This window comes from Iodobacter sp. (genome assembly GCF_025352645.1).
Taxonomy (GTDB): Bacteria; Pseudomonadota; Gammaproteobacteria; order Burkholderiales; family Chitinibacteraceae; genus Iodobacter.
In genome coordinates this window covers 23,835-46,159 of the sequence record NZ_JANXSO010000114.1, presented here as the reverse complement: position 1 = coordinate 46,159, position 22,325 = coordinate 23,835, and the positions used below count along the sequence as shown (strand labels likewise).

Annotated in this window: 17 protein-coding genes and 1 riboswitch; of the genes, 10 read left to right on the top strand and 7 right to left on the bottom strand. The window is 47.8% G+C overall.

Translation table 11 applies throughout. The features are described 5' to 3' along the window. Positions 1 to 54: 54 nt before the first annotated feature. Positions 55 to 164: riboswitch (glycine riboswitch) on the top strand. Between the two features lie 47 nt (positions 165 to 211). The 4 genes from gcvT to Q0R17_RS12925 all read left to right on the top strand — a co-directional run bounded on the left by gcvT (position 212) and on the right by Q0R17_RS12925 (position 6,178). Next, positions 212 to 1,303, top strand: a complete 1,092-nt coding sequence (gcvT, locus tag Q0R17_RS12940) for a glycine cleavage system aminomethyltransferase GcvT (RefSeq protein ID WP_293935712.1) — start codon at positions 212 to 214, stop codon at positions 1,301 to 1,303. Positions 1,304 to 1,568: 265 nt separating this feature from the next. Beyond that, complete coding sequence (gcvH, locus tag Q0R17_RS12935) at positions 1,569 to 1,946, top strand: glycine cleavage system protein GcvH (protein ID WP_293935711.1); 378 nt, start codon at positions 1,569 to 1,571, stop codon at positions 1,944 to 1,946. A 194-nt stretch (positions 1,947 to 2,140) separates the two neighbouring features. Further along, entirely contained in the window at positions 2,141 to 5,011 is a 2,871-nt protein-coding gene (gene gcvP / locus Q0R17_RS12930; RefSeq protein WP_293935710.1) for an aminomethyl-transferring glycine dehydrogenase, read from the top strand. 237 nt (positions 5,012 to 5,248) lie between these two features. Beyond that, a complete protein-coding gene (locus Q0R17_RS12925) occupies positions 5,249 to 6,178 on the top strand; it encodes a substrate-binding domain-containing protein (RefSeq protein WP_293935709.1) in 930 nt (309 codons plus the stop codon). A 191-nt stretch (positions 6,179 to 6,369) separates the two neighbouring features. Here the strand turns inward: Q0R17_RS12925 and Q0R17_RS12920 are convergent, their stop codons facing one another. The 5 genes from Q0R17_RS12920 to Q0R17_RS12900 all read right to left on the bottom strand — a co-directional run bounded on the left by Q0R17_RS12920 (position 6,370) and on the right by Q0R17_RS12900 (position 13,214). Beyond that, positions 6,370 to 7,179: a hypothetical protein gene (locus Q0R17_RS12920; RefSeq protein WP_293935708.1), complete on the bottom strand. Its 810-nt coding sequence runs from the start codon at positions 7,177 to 7,179 to the stop codon at positions 6,370 to 6,372. A gap of 67 nt (positions 7,180 to 7,246) precedes the next feature. Further along, positions 7,247 to 7,792, bottom strand: coding sequence for a hypothetical protein (locus tag Q0R17_RS12915; RefSeq protein WP_293935707.1), 546 nt, complete (start codon positions 7,790 to 7,792; stop codon positions 7,247 to 7,249). A 179-nt stretch (positions 7,793 to 7,971) separates the two neighbouring features. Beyond that, the gene (locus Q0R17_RS12910; protein ID WP_293935706.1) at positions 7,972 to 8,331 is read right to left on the bottom strand and encodes a CoA pyrophosphatase; all 360 of its coding nucleotides are present in this window, start codon (positions 8,329 to 8,331) and stop codon (positions 7,972 to 7,974) included. Position 8,332: 1 nt separating this feature from the next. After that, positions 8,333 to 8,566, bottom strand: coding sequence for a hypothetical protein (locus Q0R17_RS12905; RefSeq protein ID WP_293935705.1), 234 nt, complete (start codon positions 8,564 to 8,566; stop codon positions 8,333 to 8,335). Between the two features lie 196 nt (positions 8,567 to 8,762). Beyond that, entirely contained in the window at positions 8,763 to 13,214 is a 4,452-nt protein-coding gene (locus Q0R17_RS12900; protein ID WP_293935704.1) for a PAS domain-containing protein, read from the bottom strand. A gap of 372 nt (positions 13,215 to 13,586) precedes the next feature. Between Q0R17_RS12900 and metG the strand changes: the two genes are divergently transcribed. Together metG and Q0R17_RS12890 are read left to right on the top strand one after the other, a co-directional pair. After that, the gene (metG, locus tag Q0R17_RS12895; RefSeq protein ID WP_293935703.1) at positions 13,587 to 15,659 is read left to right on the top strand and encodes a methionine--tRNA ligase; all 2,073 of its coding nucleotides are present in this window, start codon (positions 13,587 to 13,589) and stop codon (positions 15,657 to 15,659) included. 134 nt (positions 15,660 to 15,793) lie between these two features. Further along, positions 15,794 to 17,263: a hypothetical protein gene (locus Q0R17_RS12890; protein WP_293935702.1), complete on the top strand. Its 1,470-nt coding sequence runs from the start codon at positions 15,794 to 15,796 to the stop codon at positions 17,261 to 17,263. Positions 17,264 to 17,350: 87 nt separating this feature from the next. On the opposite strand, the gene Q0R17_RS12885 is transcribed toward Q0R17_RS12890, so the two are convergent. Together Q0R17_RS12885 and Q0R17_RS12880 are read right to left on the bottom strand one after the other, a co-directional pair. After that, positions 17,351 to 17,827 carry a WbuC family cupin fold metalloprotein gene (locus tag Q0R17_RS12885; RefSeq protein ID WP_293935701.1) on the bottom strand — a complete coding sequence of 159 codons (477 nt, stop codon included), beginning with the start codon at positions 17,825 to 17,827 and terminating at the stop codon, positions 17,351 to 17,353. A 167-nt stretch (positions 17,828 to 17,994) separates the two neighbouring features. Next, positions 17,995 to 18,426, bottom strand: a complete 432-nt coding sequence (locus Q0R17_RS12880) for a PACE efflux transporter (protein ID WP_293935700.1) — start codon at positions 18,424 to 18,426, stop codon at positions 17,995 to 17,997. A gap of 89 nt (positions 18,427 to 18,515) precedes the next feature. On the opposite strand from Q0R17_RS12880, the gene Q0R17_RS12875 reads away from it, so the two are divergent. The 4 genes from Q0R17_RS12875 (at position 18,516) to Q0R17_RS12860 (ending at position 22,280) form a co-directional block, all read left to right on the top strand. Next, positions 18,516 to 19,400 (top strand): LysR family transcriptional regulator, encoded by an 885-nt coding sequence (locus tag Q0R17_RS12875; protein ID WP_293935699.1) that lies wholly within the window; start codon positions 18,516 to 18,518, stop codon positions 19,398 to 19,400. Between the two features lie 343 nt (positions 19,401 to 19,743). Beyond that, positions 19,744 to 20,838: a hypothetical protein gene (locus tag Q0R17_RS12870; RefSeq protein WP_293935698.1), complete on the top strand. Its 1,095-nt coding sequence runs from the start codon at positions 19,744 to 19,746 to the stop codon at positions 20,836 to 20,838. 408 nt (positions 20,839 to 21,246) lie between these two features. Then, positions 21,247 to 21,558: a ferredoxin gene (locus Q0R17_RS12865; protein WP_293935697.1), complete on the top strand. Its 312-nt coding sequence runs from the start codon at positions 21,247 to 21,249 to the stop codon at positions 21,556 to 21,558. A gap of 74 nt (positions 21,559 to 21,632) precedes the next feature. Further along, positions 21,633 to 22,280, top strand: coding sequence for an alpha/beta hydrolase (locus tag Q0R17_RS12860; RefSeq protein ID WP_293935696.1), 648 nt, complete (start codon positions 21,633 to 21,635; stop codon positions 22,278 to 22,280). The last annotated feature ends 45 nt before the right edge of the window (positions 22,281 to 22,325 follow it).

The following is a 22,325-nucleotide window of genomic DNA, read 5'->3' as shown; positions in this document are numbered from 1 at the left end:
AGTTACCGCCGAAGGCGCAACGCCCGCGAACGCTCAGGCAAAAGGACTCTTTGGCATCAACACTCTGGAGAGCGGCGTATAAAACGCCCACCGAAGGGGCTAACAAAACGGATCGTCATGAGCCGTTTTGGAATCTCTCAGGTACCAAGGACAGAGGGGCCGCTGCATCTAAAAAGCCGAATCGGCTTGCAGCGCCATGCCCGAGAGTGCCATGTCCGCCCAACTCCACACTACCCCACTCAATGCTGCCCATCGTATTGCCAACGCCCGTATGGTCGATTTTGGCGGCTGGGACATGCCTGTCAACTATGGCTCGCAAATCGAAGAACACCACGCTGTTCGCACCGATGCAGGCATGTTTGATGTGAGCCATATGCGTGTGGTGGATATCAAGGGCGAACAAGTTCGCGCCTTCCTGACCCGCGCCATTGCCAATAATGTGGCCAAGCTAAAAGCCAGCGGCAAAGCCCTCTACTCCTGCATGCTAAATCAAGACGGCGGCGTGATTGACGACTTAATCGTGTATTTTTTCGCCGATGATTACTTCCGCTTAGTGGTTAACGCAGGCACGGCAGACAAAGATATCGCATGGATGCAGCAGCTTAATAGCGATTGGAATACTGGCCTTACCATTACCTCACGCAACGATTTAGCCATTTTAGCCGTACAAGGTCCAAATGCCCGCGCTAAAGTCTGGCAAGTTCTGCCAGAAACCCAAACCGCCAGCAGCGAGCTTAAGCCATTTAACGCAGCCCAAATTGGTGATGTGATGATCGCCCGCACGGGTTATACCGGTGAAGATGGTTTTGAAGTGGTGCTACCTGCTACACAAATTGAAAATTTCTGGAACCAACTCGTTGCCGCTGGCGTTCGCCCTTGTGGCCTTGGTGCACGCGACACACTACGTTTAGAAGCCGGTATGAATCTCTACGGCCAAGATATGGACGAAACCATTAACCCGCTGAACGCCGCGCTGGCATGGACGATTGACCTGATCACTGAACGTGATTTTATCGGCAAGGAAGCACTACTGGCTAAAGGCCAAACCCAGCAATTCACCGGCTTATTATTGCTAGATAAAGGCGGTGTCTTGCGCGGTCATCAAGTGGTGCATACCGAACACGGGATCGGAGAAATCACCAGCGGCACGTTCTCGCCAAGCCTGCAACAATCTATCGCCATGGCGCGTTTACCGCTTGGCGTGGCCATTGGCGATACGGTACATGTAGCCATCCGCGACAAAAAACTAGCCGCCCGCGTCGTAAAAATGCCTTTTGTGCGCAACGGTAAATCACAGCTTTAAAAAACCTACGCAAATAGAAACGACTCAAAACCCAAATCTTAAAACACGGAGGACACAGAGAACACGGAGTTTCACGGAGAAAACCTTCGAGACTTTGTTTTTCTCCGTGAAACTCCGTGTTCTCCTAAACTCTGTGGTTCAAGGTTTGGGTTTTGAGAAAAACTACTGAACTTGTTATTAATTATTTAAGCCAAATTTCTTTTATTCTTTTTATGCTATTTACAGACCATATTTATTAGCACTAACCCCATATCGGAGTACTTTTATGTCTATCCCTGCAAATTTGAAATTCACTGACACTCACGAATGGTTACGTCTAGAAGCTGACGGCACAATCACCATTGGTATTACCAACCACGCGCAAGAAGCGCTGGGCGATATCGTGTTTTTGGAGCTGCCAGCAGCCGGCACACGCTACGTAAAAGACGACGCTTGTGGTGTGGTTGAGTCAGTTAAAGCCGCCAGTGATATCTACGCGCCACTGGCGGGTGTGATTCTGGCAAGCAATGACGACTTGACCAACGCACCAGAACAAGTCAACACCGACGCTTACGGCGCATGGCTATTCAAAATTACCCCAGACAACGCCGCCGACCTCGATGCCATGCTGAGCGCCGCCGATTACGAAAAAGCCATCGGCTAATTTTTATAGTTAAAAAAACCTGAAACCCAAATCTTAAAACACGGAGACCACAGAGAACACGGAGTTTCACGAAGAAAACCTTCAATTAATTTGTTTTTCTCCGTGGCCCTCCGTGTCCTCCTAAACTCCGTGGTTCGAGGTTTGGGTTTGATGGGTTCTGACCTTTTGCCTCATCCCCTTTTACGGTTGCCGCCATGACCACTGCATCTCTTAGCCATCTTGAAGATCACGCCGCTTTTGTGGCTCGCCATATTGGCCCTAATGCTGCGGAAGAAGCCGCAATGTTAGCCACGCTTGGCTATGCAACGCGTGCAGATCTGATTAAAAACATTGTTCCTGCAGCGATTGTCCGCGCAGACGCACTGCCGCTGGGTGAATTCACCCAAGCAAAAAGCGAAGCAGAGGCCCTTGCCACGCTAAAAGCGATTGCTGGCAAAAATGTCCTGAAGAAGAATTTCATTGGTCAGGGCTATTACGGCACCCATACCCCCAGCGTGATTTTGCGCAATATTTTAGAAAACCCAGCTTGGTACACGGCTTACACGCCTTACCAGCCAGAAATCAGCCAAGGCCGTCTGGAAGCAATTATTAACTTCCAGCAAATGATTTGCGATATGACGGGCATGGCAATTGCCAATGCATCGATGCTGGATGAAGCCACGGCTGCCAGCGAGGCCATGACGCTGTTGATGCGCATGAGCAAAAGCAAATCGAGCATTTTTTATGTTGCCGCAGACGTACTGCCACAAACCCGCGAAGTCATCGCCACCCGTGCAGCCCCACTGGGCATTGAAGTGCGCACCGGTCTTGGCGAAGCAGGCGACGGCTTTGGTGTGCTGCTGCAATACCCTGGGGTTAGCGGTGAAGTGTCTGACTACCGCGCACTGGTGGCTGATTTACACGCTAAAGGCACTTTAGTGGTAGTAGCTGCTGATTTACTGGCGCTCACCCTACTGGCAGCCCCTGGCGAATGGGGCGCCGATGTAGTAGTTGGCAATAGCCAACGCTTTGGTGTGCCGCTGGGCTTTGGTGGCCCACACGCGGGTTTCTTAGCCACCCGCGATGAATTCAAGCGCTCTATGCCAGGCCGCTTAGTTGGGATTACCGTGGATGCACAGGGCAAGAGCGCTTACCGCCTTGCACTGCAAACCCGCGAGCAACATATCCGCCGCGAAAAAGCCACCTCCAATATCTGTACCGCCCAAGTATTACTCGCGGTGATGGCCAGCATGTACGCCGTTTACCACGGCCCCGCAGGCTTGAAACGCATCGCACATCGCGTGCACCGCCTCACCAGCATTCTGGCAGCGGGCTTAAAGCAGCTGGATGTCACCGTACTGAATAACAGCTGGTTTGATACGCTAACTGTATCCGTTAAAGAAGCCGCTCTAATCCACGCTCTAGCGCACAACCACGGGCTGAATCTGCGCCAAATTGACGCAGCTACCGTGGGTATTTCGCTAGATGAAACCAGCAATCGTGAAGACATCGCCGCGCTGTGGCATGTATTTGCTGGCGGTAAAGCCCTGCCAACAGTGGACGCCATCGATGCAGAAATCGCAGGCGCATTGCCAGGCGACTTACTCCGCCAGTCTGATTTTCTGACTCACCCCACCTTTAACCGCTATCACTCCGAAACTGAGATGATGCGCTACCTACGTAGCCTAGCAGATAAAGACCTAGCACTTGATCGCACCATGATTCCGCTCGGCTCTTGCACCATGAAGCTCAACGCGGCCAGCGAAATGATGCCGGTCACTTGGCCAGAATTTGCCAATGTCCACCCCTTTGCCCCGGCTGCGCAAACCGAAGGTTACCGCGAAATGATCGCCCAGCTAGAAGCCATGCTCTGCGCGGCCACCGGTTATGCGGGTGTAAGCTTGCAGCCTAATGCGGGCAGCCAAGGCGAATACGCTGGCCTGTTGATCATCAAGGCTTACCATGCATCGCGTAATGATGCGGCGCGCAATATCGTGCTGATTCCGGCATCCGCACACGGTACTAATCCAGCCTCCGCTCAAATGGCAGGGCTGGATGTGGTGGTCGTGGCTTGCGATGAAGCAGGCAATATTGATCTGGCCGATTTACGTGCCAAGGCCGATAAGCACAGCCAAAATATCGCTGCGATTATGATTACCTACCCAAGCACGCACGGCGTATTTGAGGAATCAGTCACAGAAGTCTGCGATATCGTGCACGGCCACGGTGGCCAAGTGTATATCGACGGCGCAAATATGAATGCCATGGTGGGCCTATGTGCACCTGGCCAGTTTGGCGGCGATGTTAGCCACTTAAACCTGCACAAAACCTTCTGCATTCCACATGGCGGCGGCGGCCCAGGTGTTGGCCCAGTGGCTGTGGCAGCACACTTAGTACCGTTTTTGCCTAATCAGCAAAGCAGCGGCTATGTGCGCGGCGAACAAGGGATTGGCGCAGTCAGCGCCGCGCCGTTTGGCTCGGCCGCGATTTTGCCTATTTCATGGATGTATATCGCCATGATGGGGGCGGAAGGCCTTAAGAGCGCGACTGAAATTGCGATTTTAAACGCCAACTACATCGCCAAACGCCTCGCGCCTTTCTACCCAGTGCTTTACAGCGGGCACGATGGCTTGGTTGCGCATGAGTGCATTTTAGACTTGCGTCCACTAAAAGATCTAAGCGGCATCAGCAATGAAGATGTGGCCAAACGCCTGATGGACTATGGCTTCCACGCACCCACCATGAGCTTCCCCGTGCCTGGCACGCTGATGGTGGAGCCTACCGAAAGCGAATCAAAAGTTGAGTTGGATCGTTTTATCGACGCTATGATCGCCATTCGTAGCGAAATTGATCGCGTGGTTTCAGGTGAATGGACATTGGCCGACAATCCGCTGGTTAACGCACCGCACACCGTAGAAGTACTAACGGTAGAAGTGTGGGAACACGCGTATAGCCGCGCTACTGCCGCCTTCCCGCTAGAAAGCGTTCGAAAAAATAAATACTGGCCACCGGTTGGCCGTGCCGACAACGTTTACGGCGATCGCAATCTATTTTGCGCTTGCTTGCCGATGTCTGATTACGAATAAGTAGTTTTTAAAACATGAAGCACAGGCCATCCGCGAGGATGGCCTTTTTTTATGCCGCACTGACTAATAAAGTACTTAAGCGCAAAAGGTTAACCACCAGCCCTAGGGCCTGTTGCCGTTTCATTCACAATTGCGCTGGGCGGGAAAAAGCCCTCGCACGCGGAGGGTTGGCTATATTGCTAGAAATAAAACATGTTGGTGGAGTAAAAAATGCGATCAATGCAACTGCTGTTGGGTATGGCTCTTCTCCAACTAGCATGTAGTGCGCTAGCAGCCCCTTATAAGGCCGTCTTCATCCCAAAAGGGGCTACTCAGGTTTTCTGGAAGGAAATGGCACGTGGTGCGCAGGACAAAGCAAAGAGTTTACATATCGAGCTGGTTTGGCGAGGCCCAAGTTCAGAAGATGACGTGGATGCACAAACTCACATTATGGCTTTTTACATTAATGAAAAATATTCTGGAATTATTCTAGCACCCAATTCTACGGCGCAACTTGATAAGCCGATTCGGGAAGCAGTGAATAAGGGCATTAAAATTGTTGTTGTGGATTCGCCGCTAGCAGAGCAAAACAGCTTACCTTATGTGGGCACAAACAATAGAGAAGCAGGCGCTCTTGCTGCAGCTCAAGCCGCTAAAGATTTTCCGCAGATAAAAAAAATATTACTCCTTCGATACGCCCCCAAGCATGGCTCAACCACCGAGCGCGAAAAAGGCTTTTTAGACCGCATCCATAAGTTATTACCCAAAGCAAAAATTATTGATAAGCAATATGCCGGTGTAACAATGCAAGATGCCGAATCCAACGTAAGCGCAATTCTGAGCCGAACCCCAGATATCGATCTTATTTTCACCCCCAATGAATCCAGCACCGAGGGTGCAATACGTGCACTTAAAGCAAAGAACCTTGCAGGTAAAATAAAACATTATGGCTTTGATTTTAATCACAAAATAAATGAAGCCATCAAAGACGGCAGCCTAAATGGCGTGGTAATACAAGATCCCTATTTAATGGGGCAAAAAGCCATGCAAACGCTTTTTAAACTACTAGAGAAAAAGCAGATCTCCGTAAATTTAGAAACCCCCGCCCTTTTAATTACCAATAAAAATATAAATAATTCAGAAGTCAGGATAAAGACTGATCCATTTCTAAAGCTATATGCTAGATAACTAGCACTGATATCGCTTAGGGTGGGTAAGACCTGCACGTATTGTTAAATAAAGTGCTCGCTTCATCCCAACTCTATCAACTTCAATACAATTGCTAACTTATGTAAGCCGCTTTATTTCACCAACAAAGCCTATAAAAGCATCATTTATTACAGCTTTTTCTTAAACGAATAGAAGAAGCCTCACCTCAATTAAGATTTAAATATAGGCGTGCGATTCGCTGCTTTGCTGCGGCTATCTAATTCCGCAATCAATACCGGTAATTTCGCCTTTGCCGCTTGCTTTAGCTGCTCGCTAGCTTCGGTATAGACTTTGGTAGAGCGAAACCAATCAGCGCTAATGCTATCCCCAAGGCGATCAGAAATTAAATACCATGCATAGGCATCCACCAGATTGTTCTCCTGCAGATACAGCTCAGAGATAATCGCTGCAGAGCGAATATTGCCCGCCACCAGCGCATCTTTAAATGTTGATTTAGCCTGATTGGCGTAATCGGTCTGCGGATCATAATCTGGATTTTCTGGGTTTTTATTTAATTCAAAGTAATACTTTTCACCCAGATGCACCATGGCATAAGCATCGCCCGCCTTGGCCATTTTCTTTAAGCTCTGCAGATCTTTAGTTAAATAATCCGCAGGCACCATATAGCCCAATGCTTCCATTTTTTTACGACGGGCAGCTTCTTCTGGGCCAATCACTTCTTTATCCGGCGTCATTAGCGCGGTATTTAAATGCGGATCGGTTTTAAGCTCATCACTGCTTAAATCAATACTTTTATTTTTTGCAAAAGGCGATGCCTGCAGCATAGCTGACTGGCTCAGCGACGATGCTGCAGTTGACGCAGCCGATGCCGACACCCCAGCGGAGGATAACGCCGCTAACTTATCCTGCGGCAACCCTAGCCCCTTTACTAACGCACTCATAGAAATAGGCGACTGCCATAAATAAACCACGCCACCGCCCAGCAATGCAAGTGCAATCATCCAATTCTGTTTTTTCATATTTTGCCCCACTCCATCGCCCCTGATGCCCATGCTTAAGCACGGGCATCAGCAAGATCGCTGTTAATTATCTTGGCAAATTATTAAAACATTTTAGTAAATCACCCTGAGCATAGCCCCAGCGAGTAAATGCATCACGCTGAGCCGGTGTGCCATGCGTACTGTAATCGGCAGCAGCACGAGCACTGCTCACCGCAGCCTCTAGAAAAGACGAATAACCCAAATTATTAACCGCATAACGGATAAATGAGCCGCCATTACAATCGGCCTGCAGCTCTTGGTAAGGTGCACGCAGATTAATACCATTGGCAAACTGAATAGAATGGCCCCACTCATGTGCCAGCACCATTTTTGCGGCGTAATTACCGTGCTGTGTTTCCTGAGACTGTAAAAACTGTGTACCCACACTAATGATGCTCGGGCCGCATGCCATTGCGTTTGGACTAGGTTCACCGCAGGCGCGTTGATCAATATAGATAGTCGGATTGGCGTAACGGCCCTTTTCCTGACTAATTTCTGAGCCGGTTTTGGTAATATAAGAACGGCTTACTGTCGCTGCCTGAGATAAGCTCGCCACGCCCAGCGCGATTGCAAGTACCAGATGCTTTGTCATTGTCTGACCTCCTAGGTTTATTGTTAGTTATTGCGCCGATACTCTGCCGAAAGCAATTAACAACTAAGAATCAATCACTTCCTGTCATAGATCATCAAGCCAACGACATTGGCATGTCAAGTAAGCCAAAATAAAAACAAGCAAGTTATACAATAAAGCAACACAAATATTACCAAAGATTACTCCAAGCTCTTAGCCAACATCAACAACATCCCCGCTGTCGCGCCCCATACCACGCGCCCATCGTGCTCCAGAAAATGGGTAAACCCTCTCTGACCATTACGCTCAACCATTCTGCGTTCATAGTGGCGCACATCCAGCAACACCGCCAAAGGCAGCTCAAATACCGCAGCCACCTCACTTGGGTCGGGTGCTAGCTCAAAACCAGGCTGCAACAGCCCCACAACTGGCGTTACCCTAAAGCGGCTAATCGTAAAATACTCTGCTAAGCTCGCCACCACTTCAACTTGCCCAATAGGGATGCCCGTCTCTTCCTGTGTTTCACGCAAGGCGGTGGCTACTAGATCCGCATCCTGCACTTCACGTGCCCCCCCCGGGGAAACTCACCTGCCCCGCATGGGTAGAAAGATGTGCGGCGCGTTCAGTAAATAGCACGGTCACACCAGAAGGATGCAGTACCAAGGGAATTAACACAGCGGCAGCACGGCTACTAGGCAAGGGGCTCCCCCCCAAATCACCAGCAGATATTTTGCTTGCAGCATTCAGTTTTAATTGCAGCCATGAACGAATCTGGCTGGAGGCGGGCAAGATCACGAAGATACCTATTTTATAGAGGGGAATAACGCACAAAATAATTGTGCATTTTAGTCATTATGTAGTGCCGCCCTATTCATAAAGCAGCCATGCACAACATGAGTAGAGATAGCCTTAGTACGGGGTGAAATAAAGCCCCATAAATCTCTAAAGAATATGGGCCCAATACTCAGCAGTAGGCGATAAACAGCGCCAACTATTTATCCTGTAAACGCTGCCCCACAGCGCTACCCAAAGCTAAAATTTTTGCATGAAAAGGCCATGCCATATCCAATGTTTTATCGCGCCCTGTTTGCTCTACTTTTTTACATAAATCAGCTAAAGATTGCGCACCCATCTGTGCAGCAGCTCCTTTTAATTTATGAGCACAGGCCACCACTGCGTCACCATTACCCGACTCAATCACTGGGCCTAAATTAGCCATACACTCGTCTAAGGTCGGCAAAAATAATTGAATCAGCTCATCAGTCATATCCATGCCCAGCATCTTTTTCAAATCTTCAAAGGTTTGATAAATACTGGCCATTTCATTTTCAACCTCAGTCGCATCAATAGGCAAAGACATACTTCCTCCACTTTGGGCAGACACTACTGGCCCAGTTTGCTGGTTGGGGAAAAAATTCGAGAGCACGCGGATGAGATGCTCAACACTAATGGGCTTGGCAATAAAGTCATTCATACCAATGGCAAAGCAGCGGTCTTCATCTGATTTAAACGCATTGGCAGTTAACGCCACAATTGGCACCTCAGATTGAGACCCTGCAAGTGAACGAATATGCGCCACCGCAGTATAACCATCCATCTCTGGCATTTGGCAATCCATAAAAACCAAATCGTAATTGCCTTTTTGCACTGCATTTAGGGCTTCCAAGCCATTTGCAGCCACATCCACTTTGCACCCCAATTTTTGCAGCATCAACATAGCTACTTTTTGGTTAATCGGGTTATCTTCAGCCACCAAAATATGTAGTTTTAAATCAGCAATAGACTCTATGGCGAAGGGGAGATCTTGAGGAGGCGGAGCCAGTTTTTTAGGTAAATTTAAAGCCGCATCGATACAGCGCCGCAATGCTCGCTCTTGCACTGGCTTAGCTAAAAAAAACTCAACGTGATCTGTTACATGCGCACTTTCTGAGCAGCTCCAATCCGAAAGAACAATCACAGGAAGATGAAGCCATTTTTTATGAGATCGAATCGTCTCAATTATTTGAGGGCTTTTCATACCTTCAAATCGGTTATCCACAAATGCCAAAATATAATCTGCATCAATAGAAGCCAGTGCGGCTAAGCCCTGCTGCACATCACTATAACAATCAGCCTCCAAGCCAAGCCGCCCTAGCAATACCCATAATGATTCTGCATGAGCAGGAAAAGCATCAATGACCAGCACCTTATTAGATTGATTTGGATGGTTTATTTTGATGGGATCTGGCACATTCGCAGTAGAAAATTGCAATTCAAACCAGAATAAGGAGCCTTTCCCTTCTGCACTATCAACACTAATCTCCCCTCCCATGGCCTCAATCAATTTTTTACAAATCGACAAACCCAGTCCCGTGCCACCAAATTTACGCGTTGTTGATGCGTCCGCCTGGGTAAATGAGCTAAACAATTCTTTTTTTACATGCTCAGAAATACCCACACCACTGTCTTTTACTTCTAAGCGAAGATTAACTCTATTATCTGCAATAGTTTCGCTATAAACGCGCATAACTACTTCACCCTGCTCAGTAAACTTAATAGCATTATTTAATAAATTAAGTAAAACTTGCCTAATTCGGCCTGGATCCCCCATTAAGCACTCAGGCACCGATGGCAAAACAATGCAAGCAATAGCCAGTTGTTTTTCATATGCCTTAGGGGCAATAATCTCAAACGCCTCTTCACAAACATGGCGAAAATCAAACTGAATATTTTCCAGCTCTAACTTACCTGCTTCAATTTTTGAAAAATCTAATAAATCATTAATTAAATACAATAAAGCATTACCTGCAGTATGAATAGAATTGGCAAAATCACGCTGTTGTGGCTCTAGTTTTCCACCGCGCATCAAAGATGAAAATCCTAATACCGCATTCAGAGGGGTACGAATTTCATGGCTCATATTTGCTAGAAATTCACTTTTTGCTCGATTTGCCGCCTCTGCCATTGCAGTTGCCTCTTGCAAAGCAGCCTCATTCATTTTTCTTTCATGAATATCAATATTCACCCCTAATATTCGCAAAGGTCGGCCTTCTTCATTAAATGCATTCACCCTGCCCACGCCTAAAATCCACCGCCAACTGCCGTTTTTTGCCCGCATTCTAAATTCAGCAGAATAAGTTGGCGTTTTCCCATCAAAGTGGGCTTGCAATACTTTACTCGCCGCAATGAAATCATCAGGATGCGTTAACGTTGTCCAGCTTTCTATATTTGGCTTAATTTCAGATATTTCGTATCCAAGCATTTCCGCCCATTTACCACCAAATAAGGCTTCATTACTCATGATATCCCAGTCCCACACCCCTAAGCCTGCGCATTGAATGGTTAAATCCATTCGTTTTCGGCTATCATTTAATGCAGCTTCGTGCTTTAGAATTTCAGTAATATCTTCGTGTGAGCCAACCATTCTTACCACGTCTCCCTGCTCATTTTTTAAATGAACTGCACGGCTACGCACACTCACCCAATGCCCATCTTTATGCTTAAAACGCAGCGTCGTTTCAAAGCGTGCCACTTTACCTTCGTTATATTCTTGAGTTAAACGTAAAGAGCGTTTTCTATCTTCAGGGTCAATTAACTCATCCCATGTGGCTAAATTATTAGCTAATTCATCATCACGATAGCCAAAATTTGCTTTCCATTGTGGTGAAAACCAAACTTCACCTGTCTGCATATTCCAATCCCAAATCCCTTCTTGTGCCGCTTGTGCTGCCAAAGAAAACCTTTCTCCCGACTCCCTTAATGAAGCTTCCGCCGCTTTTAGCGGAGTAATATCAAAATTAACACCAATGACACGCTCAGATTGATCTTCATCATTAATAATTAATTTTCCATGCATTGATATATAACGAATTTCACCATCAGCTCGGCGAATTCTAACCGTTTCATACAAAGGCTCCCCGCCTTGCAGCATGGCGTGTATAGCACCATCAAATTGAGATAGATCTTCATTAAGCACGAAGGATGACCAATTGCTATAGTTCACATTAAATTGAATCGCATCTAAACCATATAAGCCATACATTACCTCATCCCAAAATATTTTATTCTCAGCTAATTCCCACTCCCAAACCCCCAAGCCAGCCGCATCAACAGCCAATTGCAAGCGCTCTTGCATGGTTTCTTTTTCTGCATCCGCAAACCATGCCAGCGAAGGCTTACCTAGAATACATAGCAAAGTTTTATCAAATTTTAAATAATACAAAGTCAATCCAGCATAAAAACAAACACCTTGGCTGTTTTTGCATTGCACTTTTATTATGGAAGGATCTGCCGTATTATCTTGGCTATTTATGCAGCGCTGAATATGTACATTAAATTCAAATTCGCTAATATCAATGAATAATGAACTTATATTTTTCCCAATCACTTCGGCAGCATATATTTTAAATACCGTTGCAGTTTGCTTGTTAATTTGCAATATATTACCGCCTTGATCAACAGTAAGTACCACATCTTTAATTGCATCAATTACATACTCATATTTATCATTAAAATTGCTATTTGATTTAATAAAAAAATCAAAATCATTCACAATTTTTCTTTTTTCTTTTAGCAAAATAAAAAATACAGATAAAAATATACTGATTAATACTCCAATCAAAAAAAACCACACGTGGTCATTTTTTTTATACAAAGCATCAAAATCATGATTACCTTTTATTCTTATGGTAAATTCTGTGCCTCCATAATTAGTTAAAACATTTCTTTCAAAACTACTTACCTCAGAAAATGACATTAAACTATCATTTAAACCATATATCTTATTACCTTCCTTAGTTTCTTTACCAAAAAAAATACCAAAATTAAAAAAATCGCCATACTCATCCGCTATGCTTATCATCATTTTTTCAGCATTAATTGGCATATAAAAAAAGCCTAATAACGTTCCTCCTTTAGCTGAAATATTATTTATTTTTGAATCTAAGCGATACCAAGGGACAAATACAAAAAAATCAGCATGATGTTGCGCCCCCATTGTTGCTGAACGAATAATCAGCTCTTTTTCTTGCGTCATTGCCAACGCTAGCTGCTTAGATAGCTCAGTGTCCTGCGCAAAATCATGGCCCAATACCTCCGTTTTTAACACCCCCGGCTCTAGTGCCTCAATAATAAAAGCATCCGTTAAACTCACCATCTTTAGCTGGATAAGTGGAAAGTGAAGTTGCCACTGCGTGTAGTAGTTATCCCAATCTGCAACAGAAACCTTTCTTACCAAGCCAATAGATAAGGCCCCGGGTAGAACAACAGGCAAATTCATAAATTGAACATAGCGAGAAAATTCAATCCTATTATTTGCATTCGCCCCTGAAAAAGCATGGGCTTGGCGTAAGCTTTCGACATAACTGGACATACGGCTTTGTATGGAAAAAACTAAGCGGCCACTCATTTGCAAAAAGGCGGCATCGGCTCGTTCAGTTTCAATTCGATCAACAAATAAAGCCACTACAGCACTGATCACCACCCCACATAGCCCAAGCAAGATGGAGCCTTGCCATGCCGTTTTGTCCCCATCAAATCTTGGCAAAAATGACTTCATTGCAACTTTGGCCTGCGCATCTACATGCCACTCAATATAGTGAGCCGTATGACGTGTTGCCAGCCAAACACCAAGCAAATGACAAAGACATTGCTATTTGCGTAATAAAAGGCACTAAAAACGTTTTTTATTCTTTTACCAAGCGAAGTAAAACAGCAGATCTACGCCTACAAGTGGCTATTTACCAGCAATCCCACAAATATCTATCTATTCACCTCGCAGTAAGATGCAATATTGGGGATAATTCCTTATTCTCTTTAATATTCCGGTTTAGCCACGATGCCGCGCAAGATTCTCGTTACCTCCGCCCTTCCCTACGCCAACGGTGCGATTCACCTTGGCCATATGGTCGAACATATTCAGACTGATATCTGGGTACGCTTTCAAAAACAACGTGGCCATGAGTGCCACAGTGTTTGTGCGGATGACACCCACGGCGCCCCCATTATGCTGCGCGCAGAAAAACTGGGAATTACGCCTGAAGCCCTGATTGCTGAATCACTACGCTCGCATATGAGTGATTTTGCAGGCTTTCATGTGAGCTATGACAACTACTACAGCACCAACAGCCCAGAAAACAAGCAACTGGCTTGTGAGATTTACAATAAGCTAAAAGCAGATGGAAAAATCGCTCAACGCACCATTAGCCAGCTGTTTGACCCGCAAAAAAACATGTTTTTGGCCGACCGCTTTGTAAAAGGTGAATGCCCAAAATGCGCGGCCAAAGATCAGTATGGTGATAACTGTGAGGTGTGCGGTGCAACTTACGCCCCTACCGAGCTAAAAAAACCCTACTCGGCCATTTCTGGTGCAACGCCAGAGTTAAAAGACTCCGAACACTATTTCTTTAAGCTGGGCGATTGCGAAGAGTTTCTTAAGGTTTGGACCAAAGAAACCACGCTGGTGGATGGCAAGCAGCGCCCGCGCCTGCAAAATGAAGCCTCTAACAAGATGCAAGAATGGTTTGAATCGGGTCTTTCAGATTGGGATATCAGCCGCGATGCACCTTACTTTGGCTTTGAGATTCCAGATGCGCCGGGCAAATATTTCTACGTTTGGCTGGATGCGCCAGTGGGTTATATGGCCAGCCACAAGAATCTGTGTGATCGCCTTGGCTTAGATTTTGATAGCTATTGGAATAAAGATTCAGACGCTGAGCTGTATCACTTTATTGGCAAAGATATTCTGTATTTCCATGCGCTATTTTGGCCCGCCATGCTGGAATACGCAGGCTACCGTACGCCAACCGCCATTAACGCCCACGGCTTTTTAACCGTAGACGGCGCAAAAATGAGCAAATCACGCGGCACTTTTATTACCGCCGAATCCTACCTTAAGCACCTGAACCCAGAGTGGCTGCGCTATTACTTTGCTGCCAAGCTGGGCAGTGGCGTGGACGATCTGGATTTAAACCTAGAAGACTTCAGCGCCCGCGTTAATTCTGACCTGATCGGCAAATACGTTAATATCGCCAGCCGTGCTGCGGGCTTTATCAGCAAGCGCTTTGAAGGCCGCTTGCACGACGGTATTTTCACTGCCGACGATTATCCTTTAATGGACAATATCGTGGCCCTACAAGCTCAGCTTCAAGGCGCGAGCGAAAGGCTGGCTTCCCTGTATGAAGCCCGTGAATATGGCCGCGCCATTCGTGAAATCATGGCTTTAACCGATGAAGTCAATCAGTACGTAGATAGCGTCAAGCCATGGGCAATGGCCAAAGACCCTGAGCAAAGCCTGCATTTGCACGTGGTATGCAGCTTTTTGATCAATGCCTTCCGCATTCTGACTATTTACCTGAAACCTGTGCTGCCTAAGCTGGCTGCCGATGTGGAAGCCTTTCTAAATATCGCGCCATTGACTTGGGCCGATGCACAGGTATTGCTGCTGGATCACACCATCGAGCCTTACCAACACCTAATGACCCGTATTGATGCTAAAAATATCGAAGCCATGGTAGAAGAAAACAAGCAAAACCTAGAAGCCACACCAACAGCCGCTCAACCAGACTACGAGATCCCGCCGATTGCGGAAACCATCAGCATTGATGACTTTATGAAAATCGATCTACGCGTGGCGATGATTACCGAGGCCAAGGCCGTAGAAGGCGCAGATAAGCTGGTTTCTTTAACGCTAGACATCGGCAATGAAAGCCGTCATGTCTTTGCAGGCATTAAGGCCGCGTATAAGCCAGAAGACTTACAAGGCCGCATGACGGTGATGGTGGCCAACCTTGCACCACGTAAAATGAAATTTGGTGTATCCGAAGGCATGGTACTGGCCGCTGGTGGCGATGGCGGCTTGTATATTTTAAGCCCAGATACCGGCGCAAAACCTGGCATGCGGGTGAAATAACCTTGCTTAAGGGTGCATCAAAAACCAATCGACTCAATAAAACAAGGCGCGTTTTATCGCGAAGATGGATATCTTGAGACGCCCTTAAATCAACCGCCATTCGTGGCGGTTTTTTCTCTTTACACAAGAAACCTATGCTCAGACAACTCCTCCCCATTGCCCTGCTGATCGCCAGCCAAGCTTATGCCGAGCCAGGTGACACTTTAAATCAAAAACCTGCGGCATTTAAGCTAGGTTTTGAAACCATCACCCTGCCCAATAATGAAAATATGGGCATGATTGGAGGTAGTTATTTAATTGAAACCCTGCCCGGCCTCTACCTTGGCCCGGCGGCCTATGGCGCAATCACGGGCGAGCGCGGTGGCTTTTTTACTGGCGGCGCTGAAATCACCTATCGCTTACCGATTAATAATCGCCTGAGCGTAGATAGTGGCTTTTATCTGGGCGGTGGCGGTGGCGGTGCAGCGGGCGTGGGCGGTGGGCTGATGTTACGCCCACATATTGATTTACTTTGGGATTTTGGCGGAGTTAGAGCGGGAGTATCAGCCTCTGAAGTGCGCTTTCCCAGCGGCCATTTCAACAGCCGCCAGCTCGGACTGATGCTGTCCTTTGACGATACATTCAACTATTCTGACGCCAGCCGCATCGGCCAATACTTAAGCAGCAACACGCGCAGTGGCGTGGGCTTTGATCGCATTGCCATTGTGGCGGCGCAATCTAAACCACAAGGCGATGTAAAAACCACCATGAGCGCGCCAGCACCCGATAGCACCTCCTACGCTGGCTTTTTGATGACGCAATCTTTAGCCAATGGCTGGCTATGGGGTGTGGAAGCCGCTGGAGCCGTAAAAGGCGAATCCGATGGCTACGCCGAAGTATTGGCAACCTTGGGTTGGGAGTACGCATTTAACCCATCTTTGCGCGCAGGCAGCCGTGTTTCGCTAGGGATGGGCGGCGGCGGCGCCGTTGATACCGGCGGCGGGGGCTTAGGCAAAGCAGCCATTTTTGGCACATATCAGCTTAACCGTGATTTAGATTTAACCTTAGAAACCGGCGTATCTAAAGCATTTGATGGCAGTTTCAATGCCCGCTACGCCAGCTTACAGCTTGGCATGGCGCTGGATCACCCCCACGCCAGCACCGATATTCTTAGCCGAATCGAAGGCTGGGAATGGGACGCCAGCGTGCAGCAATACACCAGCGCCGCACGCCGCGATGGCAGCAAACGTAGCATGCAAAACATTGGTTTTAAGCTCAATCGCCATATTGATGATGGCTTCTATCTCACCGGCCAAGCGCATAGCGCCTTGGGTGGCGGAGCGGGCGGTTATTCAGTTGGCCTGATTGGCGCAGGCTGGGAAAGCCCAGAAGTACTCGGCAAATTACGCCTTAGCGCAGAAATGCTGATCGGCGCAGCCGGTGGAGGTGGCGTCGATTCAGACGGCGGAGGCATCATGCAGCCTATGGCTTACGCCAGCTACCCTATTGCTAAAAGCTGGCAAATCAAAGCGGGCGCAGGGCTAGTCAAATCACTCAAGGGTGAGCTAAACAGCCCCGTGTTAGATTTATCGCTGGGCTACCGGTTTGGCTTAGCAAGGCGTTAATAAAATAGGGGCGCTGCAAGCAGCGCCCCTATTTATTTTAAAGCGATCTAACCTATATCTTGAGTGACTTTGCTAGCAAAAACAACCTTATACCGCGCTAAAAACCGCCACCATCTTAGCTAAATACGCAGCACAGCCCGCATCGCCCTCGGCTGGGGCCCAGCTGGCTTTTTCAGCTGCAGCCAGAGCCACATATGGCCCCGCCTTGCTTTCAAAAAACACCGAGCCACTTTCCAGCGCCACCATACTGTGAAACGCGCCGGCAGGAATATTAATCCCCATATTGCCCTCATTAGCGCTCAAAACCACCTGCTGGGTGATTTCACCCTGAGCGTCAAAAATAAGAATACCAAATCGACCAATCAAAGCGATCATGGTTTCGTCCTTTTCGCTATCTAAATGGCAATGCGGTTGCACATAAGTGCCAGGCTCTAAAGCATTCAATAAGCGATGACAGCTGGATTCATTGCTGGCGTGAAAATTAAAATTTTTGCGCAAACGCGGGCTGGCTTTCGCCGCCAGGGATAGCTCAGCCAGCGTTTCTTTATTAATTAAACTAATCATAGATTCCTTAAAGCTGCATTAGACAACCTGATGATGTCTCTTGCTCATTTTTTGTCGTAGCTAACTCGTAGGGGCGCAGCAAGCAGCGCCCCTACAGCATATTGCCCTATATAGTAATACATGGTTTTGCTTGAGAAAGAGACATAATCAGGTGAAACAGTGCCAATTTATGCCGCTTGCCATGCTGGTAAAGGGAAAACTTTATCGTAAACCCAGTTATAGATGAAGGCATAAACCAAGTAAAAAGCGGCAAAGCCAAGATCCATAATAAAAGCGTCCCAAAGCCCCACCTTCAGCCACCACGCCACCAGGGGCAAGCTCACCATCAGCAGCCCGCCTTCAAAGCCAATAGCGTGTATCACTCGCTCTATAGGGGTTTTATTCACGCGTTTTTTCCAGCGCGCCAATAAATGATCAAAACCCAAGTTGTAAACATAATTCCATGCGGTAGCAATGATCGAGATTCCCACCGCCAGCACCCCAAGCTCCCCCACGGAGAAACCGAAAGCTAACTTAGCAAGAGGGATAAATAGCAGCAAACCAATCACTTCAAAACCAATCACATGCCGGATACGATCAGCCCGATTTCTCATCTGCATTTTAAGGTGCTCGTCTTATTCACAATGGCCATTAGCATACCCAGCTTCTATGATAGTTGTTAGTTGGTAACCATCTTAAAAGCAGATAGATGAAATATTCATTAGATCAGTTAAGTGCCTTTAAAGCCGCTGCTGAGTGCGGTTCTTTCTCCGCTGCGGCTCGGCGCATGGGCAAAGCTCAGTCTTTGATTAGCACTGCCATCGCCAATTTAGAGATTGATCTGGGGGTGAGCTTATTTCACCGTGCAGGGCGCTACCCCCAACTTAGCACTGAAGGTAAGCGCTTATTGCCCGAGGCCATCGCTATTTTGCAGCGCTGCGAGCAGCTCAGCGGCATTGCTCATAGCCTAAATGCGGGGCAAGAAGCCAAACTACGCTTGGCCGTAGATGATTCAGCACAGATGCCCTGGCTAGGGGATTTACTGGAGCAATTAGCCACGAAATTTCCGCAGCTAGAGGTGGAATTGTTATTCCCCATCATGGATGATTTATACAAGCTACTGCAATCAGGGCGAGTTGACTTAGGCATCAGCTATGAAGCTGCTGAGCAACCCAAAGAATTGGCCTTTCATTGGCTCAAACAATGCGAGGTGCAATTTGTCGTATCCAGGCAACATCCGCTTGCTGCAGCCAGCAGCGTGAGCCTCACCATGCTGCAAAGCCACCGGCAACTAATGGTCACGGGCCGGCACAGCGGAGCCGAAAAAGAGCGCTTTCGCTACTCACCCTCGGTTTGGTGGGTAGAAGGCGATTGGGCCGTGCTCGAACTGGTGCGTCGGGGCTTGGGCTGGGCTTGCTTACCCAAACACTTTGCCGATGTTGCGCTGGAGCAAGATATTATTCAGCTTCCCATCCAGTTTAGCGAAAGCCAGTTACAGCTGGGTATTCAGCTAGTTTGGCACCCAGGGCATCAGCTGGGCCTAGCCGGCCAGTGGTTAAAAACTGCACTGATTCAAGGCGCAATCGATGCATAAGCCCTTACCAGATACGACCAACCACAAATACCCATGCACTTACCTGATTAGCGGGATAGCTCAGCAAAAAGTTATTTCAAATTTTAAATGCATCAAAATAGTCATCCCCGAGTGTTTTTATCGGGGATCCAGAGATTTGGAGTGCCGCAGGACTGGATTCCCGCCATCCGTGGAATGACGATTCAATCAGCTGAGCTAAGCCGCTAATCAGGTGCACTTATGCCCTAATCCTCCATAATCTGGGTGAAATAAACCCTTATTTCAACAGGCAACAAGGCAAATCATTCAAACACCGCCACTGCCGGTATAATCACTTTTTTGTCACCTTCCGTACAGGCCAGCCATGTACCTACCAGATCCTCGCCTCTACGCTAGAGTTAACGCACAAAACCCAATTATTCGCCTACTGATGTCGCTGCTGACAGAATCGTCCAGCGCGCTTGTTCAGCAAAAACGTGAAGAACTCACCGCTCTACTGGCCGATACCCTCGCCATTCAAGATCATGCGGCGTTAAATGCAGCCATGACCCAAGCGCCGTCTTTAGACGCTTATCTGGAGCTGTGGAGCCTCTTACGCGCAGCCGTTGAAAACGCGCCAAAAAATGCCGAACACTATGCGATCCCTTTTGCGATCCCAGTGATTTTGGTGGCGGGTTTCAAAGGCACAACCGAGCTAGCAGGCCAATTATCCGATGTTGATGCCGTACTTGCACTATTAAAACAACACGAAGTCATCAGCCCAGACGCCGATGTCTGGCTATCGGCCAAGCTGGTACACGCCGAAACACTGGCAAGCGTTAATCCATCGCAACTCAGCCAATGGCGTGATCAATTGCAATACGCCTCGGGTGGCTTGCCGCTGGATGTAAACACCTCCCCAATGCCACTTAAAGACGAGGCGGTATTCTTACGCTATCTAGTTGGCGTGGCAATGCAGAACAAAGACGCAGCACCGGCGATTAAACTCGGTGGCAACTTAGGCGCTTGGGGTATGCAATTAGCCAATCTGATTGGTGAGCAGCTTAACACCAATGGTGTAACTTTATTCCCGATTCCACGCACCCCAATGCCGTGGCTCACTGCGGGCGAAGCAGGCCGTGAAACCCAGCTAGAAACCCGGTTACAGCTCATGGCCAGCAATGCATTGCGCAGCATCCGCAGCAAAGGCCGCACGCCGGTTATCTGTATTGCTGCGCACGAAAACGCCGAAATCCGCATCACATTTTCAACGATTGAAGACGCTGAGCGCTGGGAAGGTTTTGTTTGGCCGCTATCGGCTTGGGATCACGTAGAAAAAATCCACCAATACGCGGTTGAGTTATTCCGTGAATGTATGGTGAGCGATATTCGTATTATCGAAAACGTACAGCCTAATATGGATAGTGATCAGTTACCGTTCTTTGTAACGGCGCATATTAAGGCGGTTGTGCAGCATTAATGTCGTAGGGAAGGTGCGGCCTCAAGCAATGTTTAAAAGTACGCTGGTTGCACCATATACGCTAAGCAAAAAGATCTTTTTAGTGCCTTCGGCACAGTGTTTAGGTGCGGGAGTCCCCCGCGAAGTATTTGATTTCTGCTTCGCCAAGAAAGTGAGCAAAGCGACAACAACATAAACACGAAGGCCCCTGCGCTGCGGACAATCGAGTCGGCGGCGGGCGGGATTGGCTCGTTCCTCGCTCCCCTAGCGAAACCCCGCACCGCTTGTTTCAAGGGGACTTTAAAAAGCCCTATGCTACGAGCGGGGTTATTATAATTTTTTGCTGTTTGCTAATAAAACAACTTAGTTAGCGCGTTTGGGGTTGCACCCGCCCTACGATAAATTTCCACTTCCAATATCGAGGCCACCATGAGCCATTATCAGCACCACGTATTTTTTTGCCTAAACCAGCGCGAGCCGGGCGAGCGTCAGAGCTGTAATAGCTGCGGCGCAGTTGAGATGTGGGAGCACGCCAAAGGCCGCATCAAAAAGCTAGGGCTAAGCCAGCCTGGCAAAGTACGGATTAATAAAGCAGGCTGTTTAGAGCGCTGTGAAGAAGGCCCTGTACTGGTCGTTTACCCAGAAGCCGTTTGGTATACCTATATCGATAAAAGTGATATTGACGAGATTATCGACGAACATATCGTCAATGGCCGCATCGTTGAGCGTTTGAAGATTTAAACTGTTTCCAACATGCATCAAGGGCAATTCATTGCCCGTACTTTTCAAACTCACTATCTGGCCCACCTCTGCCCATGAATATTCCCCGCAAAGCCCCTTCTTTTGAGCTGATTGAAATCAACGGCCCCGTGGGCACACTGGAATGCCTGCGGTTATCTTCCGCTCTTGAAACAACCGTGGGCATTGTGCTGGTCGCGCACCCTAATCCCACCGAAGGCGGCACATTTAATAATAAAATCGTGCATACCCTTGCAAAAACACTCAGCCGCCTTGGCTATATCGCCTATTGCCCTAATCTGCGCGGCGTAGGCAACTCGGCAGGTGCATTTGAAAATGGCGTAGGCGAAGTGGACGATATGGCGGCGGTATTAGCCTTTGCCAGAGCCGAAAACCCAACACTAACGCGGCTTACGCTAGCAGGATTTTCTTTTGGCACCTTTGTGCAAAGCCAGCTACGCCAACGCTTAAATGATGACGAAGTGGAAGGGATGATTTTGATTGGGCCAGCAGTAAGCAGACATAATTTTCCTCCCGTTCCCAATCACAGTACGCTGCTGATTCATGGTGAAGAAGACGAAGTGATTAGCCTTGCCACCGTATTCAATTGGGCAAGGCCACAATCATTACCCGTAGTGGTATTCCCAGGCGTTGGCCATTATTTTCACGGCAAGCTCACCCAATTGGCGGATTGGGTCAACAAAGAATGGCGTCATCGCAGCTAAAAAAGGCACGGCATGCCGTGCCCCTACACCATCAGTATCTACACA

What these genes read in the sequence shown, in the direction of transcription:
- gcvT (WP_293935712.1), top strand. Translation starts at nt 212, where the DNA reads ATGTCCGCCCAACTCCACACTACCCCACTCAATGCTGCCCATCGTATT.
- metG (WP_293935703.1), top strand. Translation starts at nt 13,587, where the DNA reads ATGCCGCGCAAGATTCTCGTTACCTCCGCCCTTCCCTACGCCAACGGT.
- Q0R17_RS12890 (WP_293935702.1), top strand. Translation starts at nt 15,794, where the DNA reads ATGCTCAGACAACTCCTCCCCATTGCCCTGCTGATCGCCAGCCAAGCT.
- Q0R17_RS12860 (WP_293935696.1), top strand. Translation starts at nt 21,633, where the DNA reads ATGAATATTCCCCGCAAAGCCCCTTCTTTTGAGCTGATTGAAATCAAC.
- Q0R17_RS12865 (WP_293935697.1), top strand. Translation starts at nt 21,247, where the DNA reads ATGAGCCATTATCAGCACCACGTATTTTTTTGCCTAAACCAGCGCGAG.
- Q0R17_RS12880 (WP_293935700.1), bottom strand. Translation starts at nt 18,426, where the DNA reads ATGCAGATGAGAAATCGGGCTGATCGTATCCGGCATGTGATTGGTTTT.
- Q0R17_RS12875 (WP_293935699.1), top strand. Translation starts at nt 18,516, where the DNA reads ATGAAATATTCATTAGATCAGTTAAGTGCCTTTAAAGCCGCTGCTGAG.
- Q0R17_RS12885 (WP_293935701.1), bottom strand. Translation starts at nt 17,827, where the DNA reads ATGATTAGTTTAATTAATAAAGAAACGCTGGCTGAGCTATCCCTGGCG.
- Q0R17_RS12915 (WP_293935707.1), bottom strand. Translation starts at nt 7,792, where the DNA reads ATGACAAAGCATCTGGTACTTGCAATCGCGCTGGGCGTGGCGAGCTTA.
- gcvH (WP_293935711.1), top strand. Translation starts at nt 1,569, where the DNA reads ATGTCTATCCCTGCAAATTTGAAATTCACTGACACTCACGAATGGTTA.
- Q0R17_RS12870 (WP_293935698.1), top strand. Translation starts at nt 19,744, where the DNA reads ATGTACCTACCAGATCCTCGCCTCTACGCTAGAGTTAACGCACAAAAC.
- gcvP (WP_293935710.1), top strand. Translation starts at nt 2,141, where the DNA reads ATGACCACTGCATCTCTTAGCCATCTTGAAGATCACGCCGCTTTTGTG.
- Q0R17_RS12920 (WP_293935708.1), bottom strand. Translation starts at nt 7,179, where the DNA reads ATGAAAAAACAGAATTGGATGATTGCACTTGCATTGCTGGGCGGTGGC.
- Q0R17_RS12925 (WP_293935709.1), top strand. Translation starts at nt 5,249, where the DNA reads ATGGCTCTTCTCCAACTAGCATGTAGTGCGCTAGCAGCCCCTTATAAG.